Annotated in this window: 11 protein-coding genes; 6 read left to right on the top strand and 5 right to left on the bottom strand. The window is 72.9% G+C overall.

What is annotated here, in order from left to right:
* The first annotated feature begins 29 nt into the window (after window positions 1-29).
* Window positions 30-830 (top strand): dienelactone hydrolase family protein, encoded by an 801-nt coding sequence (locus FJ309_15785; GenBank protein MBM3956043.1) that lies wholly within the window; start codon window positions 30-32, stop codon window positions 828-830.
* A gap of 14 nt (window positions 831-844) precedes the next feature.
* On the opposite strand, the gene FJ309_15780 is transcribed toward FJ309_15785, so the two are convergent.
* Together FJ309_15780 and FJ309_15775 are read right to left on the bottom strand one after the other, a co-directional pair.
* The gene (locus tag FJ309_15780; protein MBM3956042.1) at window positions 845-1,648 is read right to left on the bottom strand and encodes a mechanosensitive ion channel; all 804 of its coding nucleotides are present in this window, start codon (window positions 1,646-1,648) and stop codon (window positions 845-847) included.
* A gap of 441 nt (window positions 1,649-2,089) precedes the next feature.
* Window positions 2,090-3,175 carry an alpha/beta fold hydrolase gene (locus FJ309_15775; protein ID MBM3956041.1) on the bottom strand — a complete coding sequence of 362 codons (1,086 nt, stop codon included), beginning with the start codon at window positions 3,173-3,175 and terminating at the stop codon, window positions 2,090-2,092.
* Window positions 3,176-3,295: 120 nt separating this feature from the next.
* Between FJ309_15775 and FJ309_15770 the strand changes: the two genes are divergently transcribed.
* Entirely contained in the window at window positions 3,296-6,256 is a 2,961-nt protein-coding gene (locus FJ309_15770) for an AAA family ATPase (GenBank protein MBM3956040.1), read from the top strand.
* A gap of 36 nt (window positions 6,257-6,292) precedes the next feature.
* Here FJ309_15770 and glnD read toward each other — a convergent pair whose 3' ends face one another.
* Complete coding sequence (gene glnD / locus FJ309_15765; GenBank protein ID MBM3956039.1) at window positions 6,293-8,944, bottom strand: [protein-PII] uridylyltransferase; 2,652 nt, start codon at window positions 8,942-8,944, stop codon at window positions 6,293-6,295.
* A 24-nt stretch (window positions 8,945-8,968) separates the two neighbouring features.
* On the bottom strand, window positions 8,969-9,520 hold the full coding sequence (locus FJ309_15760; GenBank protein ID MBM3956038.1) for a cob(I)yrinic acid a,c-diamide adenosyltransferase: 552 nt from the start codon (window positions 9,518-9,520) through the stop codon (window positions 8,969-8,971).
* 74 nt (window positions 9,521-9,594) lie between these two features.
* Here FJ309_15760 and FJ309_15755 point away from each other — a divergent pair, with 74 nt between their 5' ends.
* Both FJ309_15755 and proC read left to right on the top strand, forming a co-directional pair.
* Window positions 9,595-10,776, top strand: a complete 1,182-nt coding sequence (locus FJ309_15755; protein MBM3956037.1) for a biopolymer transporter Tol — start codon at window positions 9,595-9,597, stop codon at window positions 10,774-10,776.
* Window positions 10,773-11,606, top strand: coding sequence for a pyrroline-5-carboxylate reductase (proC, locus tag FJ309_15750; GenBank protein MBM3956036.1), 834 nt, complete (start codon window positions 10,773-10,775; stop codon window positions 11,604-11,606). The genes FJ309_15755 and proC overlap by 4 nt, the downstream gene beginning before the upstream one ends.
* Before the next feature lie 288 nt (window positions 11,607-11,894).
* On the opposite strand, the gene FJ309_15745 is transcribed toward proC, so the two are convergent.
* Window positions 11,895-12,284, bottom strand: a complete 390-nt coding sequence (locus FJ309_15745; GenBank protein ID MBM3956035.1) for a hypothetical protein — start codon at window positions 12,282-12,284, stop codon at window positions 11,895-11,897.
* A 184-nt stretch (window positions 12,285-12,468) separates the two neighbouring features.
* Between FJ309_15745 and FJ309_15740 the strand changes: the two genes are divergently transcribed.
* Window positions 12,469-13,902: a TonB-dependent receptor gene (locus FJ309_15740; protein MBM3956034.1), complete on the top strand. Its 1,434-nt coding sequence runs from the start codon at window positions 12,469-12,471 to the stop codon at window positions 13,900-13,902.
* 134 nt (window positions 13,903-14,036) lie between these two features.
* Window positions 14,037-14,369, top strand: coding sequence for a thioredoxin (gene trxA / locus FJ309_15735; GenBank protein MBM3956033.1), 333 nt, complete (start codon window positions 14,037-14,039; stop codon window positions 14,367-14,369).
* The last annotated feature ends 128 nt before the right edge of the window (window positions 14,370-14,497 follow it).

The raw sequence follows: 14,497 nt of genomic DNA, 5'->3' as shown, positions 1-14,497 counted from the left end.
CCGATTCGTCGCTCAGCCGCCGCGGGGCCGTGACCACGCTCGCCGCCGGGTTCGCGCTGGCCGTCCAGCCGATCGGCGCCCAGACGATCACCACCGACACCGACGGCCTCGTCGCCGATGTCGTCCAGATCCCCGTCGCCGACGGCACGATCCCCGCCTACCGCGCGAGCCCGACGACCGGCGGGCCGTTTCCGGTCGTGCTCGTCGTCCAGGAGATCTTCGGCGTCCACGAGCACATCCGCGACGTCTGCCGGCGCTTTGCGAAGCTCGGCTATCTGGCGATCGCGCCCGAGCTCTACGTGCGCCAGGGAGACGTCTCGAAGCTCGCCGACATCGGCGCGATCCGGCCGATCGTGTCGAAGGTCCCCGACAGCCAGGTGATGGCCGACCTCGACGCGGCGGTGAAGTGGGCCGGCGCCGAGGGGAAGGGAGACACCGCGCGACTGGCGATCACCGGCTTCTGCTGGGGCGGCCGGATCGTGTGGCTCTACGCCGCGCACAATCCGCAGCTCAAGGCGGGCGTCGCCTGGTACGGCCGGCTCGTGTCACCCCCCGACGACCTGCATCCGGTCAACCCGATCGACGTCGCCGCCAAGCTCCACGCCCCGGTCCTCGGGCTGTATGGCGGCGCCGACGGCGGGATCCCCAACGACTCGGTCGAGCGGATGCGCGAAGCGCTGGCGGCGACCGGGAAGGGGCACGAGATCGTCCTCTACCCCGACACGCCGCACGGCTTCCACGCCGACTACCGGCCGACGTACCGCCAGGAGCAGGCCGACGACGGCTGGAAGCGGCTCCGCGCCTGGTTCACCAAGCACGGCGCCGGCTGAGCCGGCGGGCCGCGTCAGGCCTTGACCTGGTGGATGTGGATGTCGTGCTGGGGGAACGGGATCGAGATCCCCTGGCGGTCGAGCTCGCGCTTCACCGCCGCGGTCACGTCCCAGTAGACGGTCCAGTAGTCGCCCCCCTTGGTCCACGGCCGGACGACGAAATTGACCGCCGAATCGGCGAGCTGGTGGAGCTTCACGACCGGCGCCGGGTCCTTGAGGATCAGCGGGTGCTCGGCGAGGATCCGCTCGAGGATCGCCTGGGCCTTGTCGGTGTCGTCGCCGTAGCCGATGCCGAAAGTGAGATCGACGCGACGCGTGTCGCTGGCGGAGGCGTTGGTGATCGTGTCGCCGCCGATCTTGCTGTTGGGGACGATCATGATCTTGTTGTCGAACGTGCGGATCTTCGTCGCCAGCATGTTCATCGAGTCGACGATCCCGCTCACGCCGCCCGCGTCGATCACGTCGCCGACGTCGTAGGGGCGGTAGGCGAGGATCAGCAGCCCGTGGGCGAAGTTGGCGAGCGTGCCCTGCAGCGCCAGCCCGATGACGAACGCGGCTCCGCCGATCAGGGCGAGGATCGGATTGACGTTGATCTCGAGCGCCGCTGACGGCGGTGGCGTAGAGGCGGAACTCGGCCGGATCGCCCCCCTTCTTCTCCTATTCGTCGAGGACGACGCGGAGCTGGTCGCCGAGTAGCGTGCGCTCCTCTTGGAGCTTGGCGATCGTCTCGGCATCCTCCTGGACCTTCTCCTGCACCTTTTCGCGCACCTCGGCGGCCTCCGACGGGGCCTCCTTGGCGGCTTCGGTGGCGTCGGCATTGGCCTGCTTGTTGGACAGACTCAAGGCGCTGATCTCGGCGACCTTCTGCTTGAGCCGGTCGCGCCACACACCGGCGGCTTCCTCGAGCTCCTCCTTGGTGAGCGGCCGGACGAGCAGCTTGAGGTGCTCGGCCGAGTCCGCGCCGGCATGCGAGGGGGCGGCCGTCCCCGAGTCGGTCGCGGCCTCGTCGCCGCGCGAAAGCGGTGCGCCGAGGATCGCAAGCGCGACTGGCCAGAGGAGGAGGATCGACCAACAGCGGGCGACACGAAGCATGGGGAGACGTTCCGCGAGGGGGCGTGCGGGCGCCGGAGCGGGGGCATGGACCGCCCGATCAGCCGAATGGAAAAGAGGATCCACGGATTGTCGGAAAATGTCCACTCGCACGGTTTTCCGCTGGCCAACCGGGGGGTGGATGGTGTCGAGGGTGGGGCCAGAGCCGCTCAGCGCGGTGCCAGGCGGCGCTCGAGCCACTCGTAAGCGCGGCGGCGGACGACCGGGGGAAAGTCGTGGCCGCAGGTCGGGGTCTCGAGGACGAGGCGCTCGGCGACCGGTGCCACGCCCGGCTCACCGTCGAACAGCCGGTGGACGGGAAGTGCCTCGGCGAACGCCCGGCCGACGCCGCCGACGGCGAAGTTGTCGTCGCCGACCGGGGAATTGGAGAACAGCGCCCGCGGCGCGAGACCGGCGACGAGCTCCGGGAAGTCGAACGGGATCCGCGCCGCGTCGAGGCCGTAGGTGTCGCGGATCCGCGGCATGTAGCGGTCGCTCGTCCAGCCCTTCACGGCGCCGCCGTAGTAGTCGGGAAACGGCGTGAAGCCACAGCTCGTGACGACCGCCACGATCCGCTCGTCGAACGCGGCGGTGAACAGGGCATTGTGGCCACCGAGTGAATGGCCGATCACGCCGATCCGGGCGGGGTCGATCTCTGGCAGCGCGACGAGTAGATCGACCGCGCGGAGGTTGTTCCAGACCGCCTTGATGCTCCCGCTGGCATGTCCGTGGGCCGGAGCCTTGAAGTCATAGGGGTATTCGCCGAACGACGGATAGTCGGGCACGAGGCAGACGATGCCGCGCTCGGCGAGCTCGCGGGCGTAGTGAAGGTTTTCGAGCCCACCGAGGCCGGCCGGCTCGTCTTTGCCGACCGAGTTGGTCTGGTGGAGGCAGAGGACCGCGGCGGCGGGAGCGGCGCGCGACGCAGCGTGCGGCACGAGCAGCCACGCCGGCACCCGGTCGCCCGGCTCGGGCGTGTAGCGGAGCTTGCGGCGCAGGAAGACGTCGCCGCGCTCCTCCGAGACGGTCTCGACGTCGAGCGGGACGCGCTTTTCAGCGCCGGGGAGCGGGCCCATCACCAGCTCCATCCGCCGGCGGATGTCGGGAACCGCCGCGCGCCACTCGGCGGCCGATTTGGCCTGCGGCGTCCGCGCCCGATCGGCTGCCGGCATCGGGCCGGCGTCCTGCGAGTGTGCCGTGCCCCCAACCACCACCAGCAGCACCATCCCCGCCAGTGCCGTCGCTGATCGCGTCATCGTCGCGGCTCCTCTGCTATTGCCCGCCGGGCGAGCCGCACCGGCCCCCGGCGTACGGGGCGGTAGACTACCCGGCTTCCCGGGCCGCGCCACCCGGACCGACCCCGTGACAGGGCAGGGATGAGCGACGACGAGCGGAACCAGCGCCGGCGAAAAGCGAGCGACGACGGAGCCGACGACGGCGGGAACGCCGACAAGCGGTCGAAGGCGCTCGAGCAATTTGGTGAGGTCTGGTCGGGTCGCCACCGGATCGACGGCGTCTTCGCGCGCGACGCGGAGCTGGCGCGGATCCGCAAGCAAATCGAGTCGACCGGTCGGTCGTTCGTCGTCGTCGGCCGCTCCGGTGTCGGCAAGACGGCGCTGCTCCGCGCCGCGGTCCAAGACTTGGCGGCCCGACCCGCCGCCACCGCCTGGCGCGTGGTCCAGACCTCCGCCGACGGGCTGATCGCCGGCCACCACTACATCGGCGAGTGGCAGGGGCATGTCGAGGAATTGCTCAAAGCGGGCGAACGGCGGCGGCGGGTGGCGATCTGGATGACGGACCTGGTGAAGGGGCTCAAGACCGGCCGGTCGAGCGGCGGCGACACGAGTGTCCTCGACTTCATGGCCACCGCGATCGAGCGCGGCCGGGCGATCGTGTTCGGCGAGGCGACCCCCGAGATCTTCGAGTCCGGGTTCGCCAGGCATCCCCGGTTCGGGCGCCTGTTCGACCAGATCCGCGTCGAGCCGCTCGCCGCCGACGTGGTCCCGCGCGTCGTCGCCGCGCTCGCCGGCGAACGGCTCGGCCGCGCCCGGGTTCCCGAGGGCGCGACGCTGTCGTGGCAGCCGGCCGCGGTCGAGCGCTGCGCGCAGCTCGGCCAGGCCTTCTTCCCGGCACAGTGCCCGCCGGCCGGTGCTGCCCGACTGATCGAGGCCGTCCTCGAGGAGGACAGGCTGGCGGGCCTCGTCGGCCGGGCCCGCACCGCCGACGCCACGGCGACGGAGGTCGCGATCCCGCCGACGGCGGTCGTCGAGGCGCTGGTGCACCTCACCGGCGCGCCGCGAGTGATGCTCGACGATTCCCTGCCGCTGGTGATGGCCGACGTGCGCCAGTTCTTCGAGAACCGGATCGTCGGGCAACGGCAGGCCCTCGACACCGTCGTCGACCTCGTGGCCACGATCAAGGCGGGTCTCTCCGACCCGGCCCGCCCCGCCGGCGTGCTGCTGTTCGTCGGGCCGACCGGTGTCGGCAAGACGGAACTGGCGCGGACACTCGCCGAGTTCGTCTTCGGCCACGCCGACCGGCTGATCCGCCTCGACATGTCGGAATTCGCCCGCGCCGACGCTGTGCCCACGCTGCTCGGCTCGGCGCTCGCCGGGGAGGCGGCGCTGCCGTCGCACGGTCTGCTCGACCGCGTCGCCCAGCGGCCGTTCTCGGTCGTGCTCCTCGACGAGATCGAGAAGGCGCACGACACCGTGTTCGATCTCCTGCTCCAGTTGTTCGACGCCGGGCGGCTGTCGCGCGCCACCGGCGAGACGGTCAACTTCACCCAGTCGGTGATCATCCTCACGAGCAATCTCGGCGCGGGCGCGCCCCCGCCGGCGGAATTCGGCTTCCGCCCCGGCGCCGTGCCTTCGACCGAGGAGGTCGTCCGCGGCGCCGTCCAGGGGTTTTTCCGGCCGGAGCTGGTCAACCGCATCGGCCGGATCGTGATCTTCGAGCCGCTTTCCAAGGACGACGTCCGGACGATCGCGCAGCGCGAGCTCGGGCAGGTGCTGCTCCGCAGCGGGATCGTCCGCCGCCGCCTCCAGGTCGATATCGACCGCGGCCTGGTCGATCTCCTCGCCGACGCCGGCTACGACCCGCGGATGGGGGCCCGGCCGCTGAAGCGCGCCGTCGAGCGCCTCGTCGTCGGCCCGCTCGCCCATGTCCTTGCCGAGACGGGGGGCGACCGTTTGCCGGCGCTGCTCCACCTCCGGCCGCAGGGGGACCGGGTCCGCGTCGACGCGATCCACGACGACCGCACCCGCCGCCAGGACGATCTTCCCGTGCCGCGGGTCGCCGCTCCGGGGGACGGGCGGGTCCGGGCCGCCACCCCCGACGCCCTCCGTGACTGGGCGGCCGAGCTGCGGGCGGCGATGGACGAGGCGTTGGCCGCCGCAGCCGCGCGCGACGTCGACGGGCGCCGCTCGGCGATCGTCGCGGCCACCGGCGCCGGCACCTTCTGGGACAACCCCGCCGCGGCCCGCGAGCAACTCGCCGAACTGTACCGCCTCGAGCGCGTTGCGGAGGCCCTCGCCGCTGCCGGCGTTGAGGCGAGCAGGCTCGTTGAGGTCGTCGGGCGGATCGACCGGCGCGGGGCCGCCCAGCGGGGCGCGGCGCTGGCCCGCGAGATCGACCTCTGCCAGCGCCAGGCCGCGCTGCTCCGGTTCGCCGTGCTCTGCGACGCGCCGCTGCGGCGCCGCGACGCGCTGGTCGTCTACGAGACGCGCGACCCCGCGGGCCGCCCCCACCTCGACTCCCTCGTCACCTGCCATTCCGCCTGGGCGCGCCGGCTCGGCTACGACGTCGTCACGATCCACGAGGAGGAAGGGGGGGCTCCTGCCGGTGGCCCGGCGGCCCAGGTCGTTCTTCAGTTCGCCGGTGCCGCAGCCGCCGGGATGCTCGAGGCCGAGGACGGATTCCACGAGTTCGCCGACGGGCGCAGCACCGACCGGCTGGTCAAGGTGACGGTGATGCCGGTGGTGGCCGAAATCGACGACGTCGTCACCGAGGTCCTCGACACGTCGCGCGACGCCTCCGGCCCGTCGTGCCGGATCCGCGCCAGCCAGCGCCGCTCGGGGCAGGCCGTCGTGATCCACAGCCGCCATCCACGGGCCCATGCCGAGGGACACGCGCGCGAGCTGCTCGCCGCGGAGATCGCCCGTCAGGCCGGCGCCGCGGCCCGGCCGGCGGCGATCGTGCGGCGCTGGTGGCTCGGCGACAACCCCGACGTCCGCGACCCGCGCACGGGCGTGACGCTGTCGCGGCTCAAGGACGTGCTCGACGGCCAGATCCAACCGCTGCTGCTGGCGTTTCTCGAGCGCCCGCCGGCGGGCTGAGGGCACGCCCCTGGCGCGGACCGAGGCCAGCGACGATCACGGCCGCACGACCGGGCTGGCTGCCTGTTCGACCGCGCGGCGCAGGGCTTCGAGGCGCTCCGGATCGGTCGGCTTCGCGCCGTCGGCTTCGACCACGTGGAAGGCGTCGACCACCTGGTCGAGCACCGTGCCGATCTTCGCCGACTTCACCGACAGCCCGGCGGTGAACAGGGCGCGCGCGACCTCGTAGAGCAGGCCGGGGCGATCGTTGGCGAAGACCTCGACGATCGTCGACTCCGCCGAACTGCCCGTGTCGACCACCACCCGCACCGGCAGGCCCGCGGCAGGGCGCGGCGCGAACGGATTCCAGATCCGCGCGAATGCCGGCGCGACGTCGGCGCGGAGCGCCTGGCGCAGCGCCGCGGCGATCTCGGCGAGCCGGTCGCGCGGCGGCTCACCGGCCTGGTCGGGGTCGTGGACCACGAACCGGTCGACGACGTGGCCGCCGGGGAGGGTGTGGATCGCGGCGGCGAGGATCTCGAGGCGCTGGCTGGTCAGTGCTCCGGTGAGGCGGTGGAAGACCCCCGGGGCGACATCCTCGCGCGTCGCCACGGTGATCGACAGCGTCGCGGTGGCGGCGTCCCATTCCTGCTGGACGTGGATCCCCTGGGCCGGGAGCCGGACGAGCTGGTCGAGCTCGCGGAGGATCCGCTCGGGGGGCGTGTCGCGGAGGTAGGCGAGCGGCAGGTCACGGGCGAGCGCCGCGACGCGGGCGTCGTGCCCGCCGCCGGCGAGCAGCGCGTCGAGCTTATGGCGGTGGCGTTCCGCGCCGCGGCTGGGCACCTCGCCGTCGAGGTACGCGAGCGTGCGGTGGTACAGGTCGCCGAGGAGATCGGCCTTCCAGCGCGTCCAGGTGCCGGGGCCGACGGCGGCGACGTCGGCGGCGGTGAGGAGCGTCAGCATCCGCAGCACCTCCGGCGAGCCGACGTCGCGGGCGAAGGCGACGACGAGCCCCGGGTCGGCGGAATCGCGGCGGAAGGCGAGGTGGGCCATCGCCAGATGCCGGCGGACGAGGAACTCCACGACCCGCGCCTCGTCGTCGGGCAGCGCGAGGCGCCGCGCCGACTCGGCGGCGAGCCGGGCGCCGACCTCGGAATGGTCCTCGACGAAGCCCTTGCCGAGGTCGTGGAGCAACAACGCCATCAGCAGCGGCCGCGGCCGGCCGATCCCGCGCCACACCTCGCCGAGCCAGCCCGGCCCGGTCCCGAACCGGACCGCCTCCTCGACGGCGCGGATCGAATGCTCGTCGACGGTGTACTTGTGATAGTTGTTGAACTGCAGCAGGTCGCGGGCGTGGGCGACGGCAGGGACGATCCGCTCGAGCAGGGCCACGTCGTGGAGGCGGCGGAGGGCCGTCGCCAGCCCGGCCGGGGTGGCGAACAGGGCGAGGAAGCGCTCGCGCGTCGCGGGGTCGAGCGGGTCTGTGGTCGCGGAGCCACCCGTCGGCGGCGCGGCCGCCGTCCGCACCACCTCCCACGTGGCCGGCTCGATCGGAAGCTGGTAGATCGTGGCCAGCTCGACCAGCCGGCAGACGGTGGCCGGATCCCCCACGGCACCGCGGGCGTCGGGCAGGAGACCGACGTCGAGCGGCCCGACGCGGAACGACCGGTCGACGCGGTGCCCGAGGACCCCGCTCACCGCCCGGACCGCGACGCCGGGGCGGTCGAACCGCGCGGCGATCGCGGCGACGATCCGGGCGACGCCGCGGGTGTGGCGGAAGTAGTCGCGCATGAAGCGCTCCACTCCCAGCTCGCCGTCGCGATCGGCGATGCCACGGGCCGCCGCGACCCGGAGCTGGTCGTCGCGCGAGAGCTCGTCGGCGTTGCGCCCGGCGGCGAGGTGGAGATCGATCCGCAGGCCGAGGAGGAATTCGTTGGCCTCACGGACCACCGCCGCGTCGCGCGGCGTCAGGAACCCGACGGCCGTGAGGTCGTCGAGGCGGCTGGTGCCGTGGAGGATGAAGCCGAGCCAGCCGACCAGCTGCACGTCGCGCAACCCTCCCGACGAACGCTTCACGTTCGGCTCGAGGAGGGCGACCGTGTCGCCGTGTTTGGCGCGTTCCTCACCGCGGGCCTCGAGCAGCATCCGCCCGACCCTGCGCCAGCGGCGCCGGGCCATCGTCGCCAGGCCGGCGCGGAGGCGGGCGCACCGTTCCGGTGGACCGGCGAGCGGCCGGGCATCGATCGCCGCCGTGAAGATCGTCGCGTCGGTGCCGGCCATCCGCCGCGCCTCGGCGACGGTCCGCACCCCCTGGCCGACCTGGAGACCGGCATCGAACAGATCCTGCACGAGGCGGCGGGTCGCCGCGGCCACGGCCGCGCCGGCGTCGGGCTCGTGGAGGATGAGGAGGTCGACGTCCGACCAGGGCACGATCTCGTCGCGCCCGTAGCCCCCCTGGGCGACGAGCGTCGCCTGGCATCGGACGGCCAGGGCGGGATCGGTGTCGATCGCCTCCCACAGGCCGGTGACGATCGCATCGAGCCGCTCGGCGGCGAGCGCCGCGGCCGCCACCGCCGGCCGCCCCTGGGCGCGCTGTTCGGCCAGACCGGCCTGCAGCGCGCGGACCGCCGCGGCGGCGGCGACGACGCGCTGGGGAAAACCCGGCCCCGGGGCCGTCGCCGGAATCGCGCCGTCGGGAGCAGCGTCCACGTCGAGGCATCCACCGGGGTGGCGTCAGCGCGGCCCGGTGGCCGGATGCCAGGGATCGTCGGCGACGCCGGCAGCGTGGTTGGCGAACCGCCCCATCACGAACAGCAGATCGCCGAGCCGGTTGAGGTATTCGATCGCGTTGGCGGGAATCGACGTGCCCGGCTGGGCGGCGAGCGTCACCACGCGACGCTCCGCGCGGCGGCAGACGGTGCGGGCGACGTGGATCGTCGCGGCCAGCGGCGTGCCGGTGGGGAGGATGAAACTCGACAGCGGCTCGAGCTTCTCCTCGAGGCGGTCGATCTCGCGCTCCAGCGCCTCGACGTGCTCGCGGCTGATGCGCTCGGTCGCCGCCCCGGGGGTCGCGAGCTGGGCGCCGAGGTCGAACAGCTCCGCCTGGACGCGCCGCAGCAGCCCGTCGTGGTCGGCGGCGCCGGGGATCGTGCGGACCAGGCCGAGGTGGCTGTTGAGCTCGTCGACGGTGCCGAAGGCCTCGATGCGGGCGTGATCCTTGCGGACACGGGGCCCGCCGAAGAGGCCCGTTTCGCCGGCGTCGCCGGTCTTGGTGTAGATCTTCATGCGTCGCCGACTCCCTGGCCTGCTCCACCCACGGCTGCCGGGCCGGTCCCGACACCGGCGGTATACTCCGCCCCATGAACCATTCCGACAATCTCCCGATCCGCGCCGGTGGTCCCGTGCGGCCGGCTCTCCTCCTCGTCCTTCTCCTTGCGGCCGGCGGGATCCGCGCCGGCGGCCCGGCGGCGTCCGCTGCCGAGCCGTCGCCGCTCGAGGCCCGCTACCTGTCTCCACCCGTCCGTATCACGGCCGGGCTGACGAAGGCGGGCGAGGGGTATTTTTCCCCCGACATGCGCTCGATCTGCTACCAGGGCGTGCCGGAAGGCTACCCCTTCTACCAGATCTACGTGCAGCCCTTCTCCGCGGCACAAACGCGGCCGACGCAGCCGGTGCGCGTCAGCACCGGGCGGGGCAGGACGACCTGCAGCTGGTTCTACCCCGGTGGCGAACGCCTCCTGTTCGCCTCCAGCCACCTCGATCCGGCGATCGACGACACCGAAGCCGCCGCCCGGTGCCAGGCCGAAGAGGACGCGCGGACCGGCCGGCGCCGCCGCTACCAGTGGGACTTCGATCCCGCCTCGGAGATCTTCGGCACGGCCCGTGACGGCGGCCCACTCGAGCGCCTCACCGACTCGCCAGGGTACGACGCCGAATGCTCGCTGTCGCCCGACGGCCGGACGATCGTGTTCGTGAGCGACCGCGACGGCGATCCCGACATCTACCTGATGGATGCCGACGGCGGCAACGTCCGGCAGCTCACCGACCAGCCGGGCTACGACGGCGGACCGTTCTTCTCCCCCGACGGCACGTGGATCTGCTACCGCACCGACCGCCTCGAGAAGGACATGCTCCAGATCCACGTGATGCGCGCCGACGGCAGTGACGACGTCGCGCTGACGGCCGGCAACGCCGTCCACTGGGCCCCCTACTGGCATCCCCGGAAGCCGTGGCTGATCTGGACCGGCGCCGACCACTCCGATCCGACGGCCCGGCCGAACTACGACCTGTGGATCGCCCGCTACGAGGCCGGGCCAACCGGGCCACTGCGCGCCGGACCGCCGCTGCGGCTCACCGACCACCCCGGCGCCGACGTGCTGCCGGTGTTCTCCCCGGACGGCACGCTCCTGATGTGGACCGCCAGCCGCGACGAGGCTCCGGCCGGGCGCGCCAGTGCCAGCCAACTGTGGGTGTCGCGTCACGACGAGGCGGCGATCGAACGCGACCTGCCCCCCGTGGCGACGGCGGGGGTCGTCCGATGAGCGCCGGTTCGCTCCGCCCCGTGGCCTTCGTCGGTGGCGGCCAGATGGCGCTGGCGCTGGCGGAGGGGTTCGGGCGCGTTGGGCTGATCGCCGCCGCCGAGATCGCCGTCCACGATCCCGCGCCCGAGGCGACGGCACGGTTCGCCGCCCGTGTGCCCGGCGTGCGCGTCGCCTCCGACAACGCCGCCGCCGTCCGCGGAGCGCCCCTGGTTTTCCTGGCCGTCAAGCCGCAGCACGCCGAAGCCGCCTGCCGGGAGGCGGCCGGCGCCCTCGCGGCCGATGCCACGGTCGTCTCGATCGTCGCCGGTGTGCCGATCGCGACGCTGGCGGCCTGGCTCGGTTCATCGCGGATCGTCCGCGTCATGCCCAACACCCCCTGCCTGATCGGCAAGGGGGTATCGGCGGTGAGCCGATCGGCTTCCGTGCCGGCCGCCGCCGCCGCCGAAGTCGCGCGATTGCTGACGACGGTGGGGAGCGTCCACGACGTCGACGAACGGCTCCTTGACGCGGTCACCGGCCTGTCGGGGTCCGGCCCGGGGTTCGTCACGCTCCTCATCGAGGGGCTGATCGACGGCGGCGTGAAGGCCGGTCTGCCGCGGGCGCTGGCCCGTGAGCTCGCCGTCGGCACGGTGGCCGGCACGGCGGCGCTCGTGGCCGAGTCGGGGGAACATCCGGCGGTGATCCGCGACCGGGTCACGAGCCCCGCCGGCACCACGATCGCGGGTTTGGCGGTCCTCGAACGCCGCGCGACCCGCGGGGCGCTCGTCGACGCCGTCGTGGCCGCGACCGACCGGGCCGCGGAATTGGGCCGCGGGTCCGCCTCGGGCTGAGCCGGGCCCGCACGTCGACCGACGGCCTCACGTCACTTCCGACGCGCGCCCTTGCCGGCTTTGCCCGCGGCCTTCTTCGCCCCCTTCTTGGCAGCGCGGGTTTTCTTCGCCCCCTTCTTGCCGGCGGGGGCCTTGGCGAAAATCGCCCCCCAACCCTCGGCGTACTTCGTCGTGCTTCCGACCCGGATGACCGACATCGCTGACCTCCACGCGGTGAAACGCCTCCCCCGGCGGGCGGGAAGACGCGAACGGACCTCGGGGTTTGGTACCGACGAGGAGCGCCGGGTGTCAAGGAGTCCCGCGCGGACCAGCGGCGGTGATTTCCAGCCACACTCGGCCGATGGCGGTCGGCAGATCGACCCGGCCGTGCCGGTCGGGCACCGGCACCGCGGCGGCCGACTCGACCCGCACGCGCAGTTCGTTTCGCTCCCGGAGCAAGAGGCTGACATCGTGCCGGCGCGGCACGCCGGAAGCGACCGCCTCGGGGGTATGGAGCGTGACGCCGTTGACGATCACCAGGGCCGGGATACCGAGCCAAACCAGATCGACGCGGGAGCCGTCCGGCGCCGCACCGAGCACCGCCGGCCTCCCGAACCGGCGCACCCAGTCGCCCCCGGCGGGATCCGCGGGGGGCTCCCAGGCCGCCGACAGGCGGATGCGGTGGGGCTCGTGCGCCATGGGGTGGGGCAGGGGAGAGGGAGCAGGGCACGGTGCCGGGGCCGATTCGCCGCCGGGACGACTATCCTAATGAGCCGACGATCCACCCGGTGCCGGTGGCCATCGCGATGGCCGTCCGGGACGGCGCCCGGCCCGCCCGCCGGCCTCCCACGATTCTCTCCCATCCAGCGACCGGAGTCGTGACGTGAAACCGGGATTCGATCCGACCGCCGAGCGCGCCTTGGCGATCAATCTCGACGGCTCGATCTACGGCACGTTCGCCGAGATCGGCGCCGGTCAGGAGGTGGCGCGATGGTTCTTCGCCGCGGGGGGCGCCTCGGGAACGGTCGCCAAGACGATGTCGGCCTACGACATGACCGTCAGCGACGCGATCTACGGCAAGGCTTCGCGCTACGTGTCGCTGGAGCGCGTCCGCGAGATGCTCGACCACGAGTATCCGCTGGTCATCCAGCGCCTCGGCGCAGCGCGCGGGGCGCGGACGCGGTTCTTCGCCTTCGCCGATTCGGCCGCCGCCAGGGCCTACGGCGGCAGCGGTGAATGCCACGCCTGGCTCGGGCTCCGTTTCCAGCACGCCTGCAACGCCGAACCGAGCGACATTCTCCTCCACACGCGCCTCCTCGACGCCACCGCCGTCGACCAGCAGGACGCGCTCGGCCGGCTCGGCGTCAACCTTCTCCACGCCGCCTACAACCACCACGGCGCTCCCCTGAAGATGCTCGGGACGCTGCTCGACCATGTCGGCCGCGCCCGGCTCGAGATCGACTGGGTGGCGGTCGAGGGGCCGGCGTTTCCCGACGCCGACAACCGGCTGCTGGCCCTGGAGTTGGTGCGCATCGGCGACACCCCGGCGATGCTGTTCGACGCCCATGGCACGCCGGTGCTCGCCGCCGAGGCGCTCCGGCACCATCGGGTGCTCGTCGAACGTGGCCGGTTCGCGCCGGTGACCAGGCAGAACCTCGAGCTCCTCGACCGGGCGCGGCCGGCGTTTGCCGCCGACGCGCCGCCGGGAACGACCGCGACGCCGGCGCTCGAGGTGATGGAAATCACGATGCACAACCTCCGCAGCGAGGGGACGATCGACGGCCGCGACCTGTGCGACCGCATCGACCTGCTTTCGGCCGTCGGCAAGGCGGTGCTCGTCAGCGACCTCGGCCCGTTCCACCGGCTCGCCGCCTACCTCGCCGCCCGCAAGGTGACCCAGGCGGGAATGGTGATCGGCGTGCCGCTGCTCCGCGAACTGTTCGACGAGCGGCATTACGAGGATCTGTCGGGCGGGATCCTCGAAGCCTTCGGCCGGCTGTTCACCCAGGGCCTCCGCCTCTACGTCCATCCCGCCCGCGGGGCCGACGACGGCGCCGTCGTCACGGCCACCATCGTCGCGCTCCCCGCCCATCTCGAGCACCTCCGCCAGCACCTCCTCGTCAACGACCTGATCCAGCCCCTCGACTGCCCCGAAGACGCGTTGCGGAGCTACGGGAGCGACGAAGTCCGGGCGCGGATCGCGGCCGGGGATCCGTCGTGGCGCGAGCTGGTCTCGCCCGCGGTCGCCGAGCTGATGGTGTCGCGGGGGCTGTTCGGCGTCGGCCGCGAGCTCCCGGCCGGCGGGGCCGCGCGGTGACCAGCGTGTGCCCGGCGGAATCGTGACCTGCCGGCTGCTTGCCCGCCGCCCCCGAACCCCGCTAGATTCGCTGCGTAATCTTGAAGCCGGACGTGCCGGCGTCGCCCGTTTCCGATCCGAGGAGTTTCGCCGCGATGGGTCAGCACACACTCGAGTTCACCGACGACAATTTCCAGCGCGAGGTCCTCGACTCCGACGTGCCGGTGCTCGTCGACTTCTGGGCGCCGTGGTGCGGCCCCTGCCGGATGATCGGCCCGACGATCGACGAGCTGTCGGCCGAGTACTCCGGCAAGGTGAAGGTCGGCAAGGTCAACGTCGACGAGAACTCGCGGGTCGCGATGGCCTACAACGTGTCGAGCATCCCCACCCTGATGGTCTTCCGGGGAGGCCAGCTCGTGCAGCAGATGATGGGCGTCCAGCAGAAGTCCCGGCTCCAGCAGGTGCTCGACGAGGTCAGCGGTGCCTGATCGGCGCCTGCCCCCCGCCGCGCGGCCCGGGGCCGCGGCGGGGGCGTCAGGCTCAGCCCCCGGCGGCGGCGACGAGCGCGCCGTGCTCGGCGGTATCCTCGTCGCCGTCCCCGCGGACCTCGACCGTC

This window comes from Planctomycetota bacterium (genome assembly GCA_016872555.1).
Lineage (GTDB): Bacteria > Planctomycetota > Planctomycetia > Pirellulales > UBA1268 > F1-20-MAGs016.
This window is presented reverse-complemented; position numbering and strand designations above follow the sequence as displayed.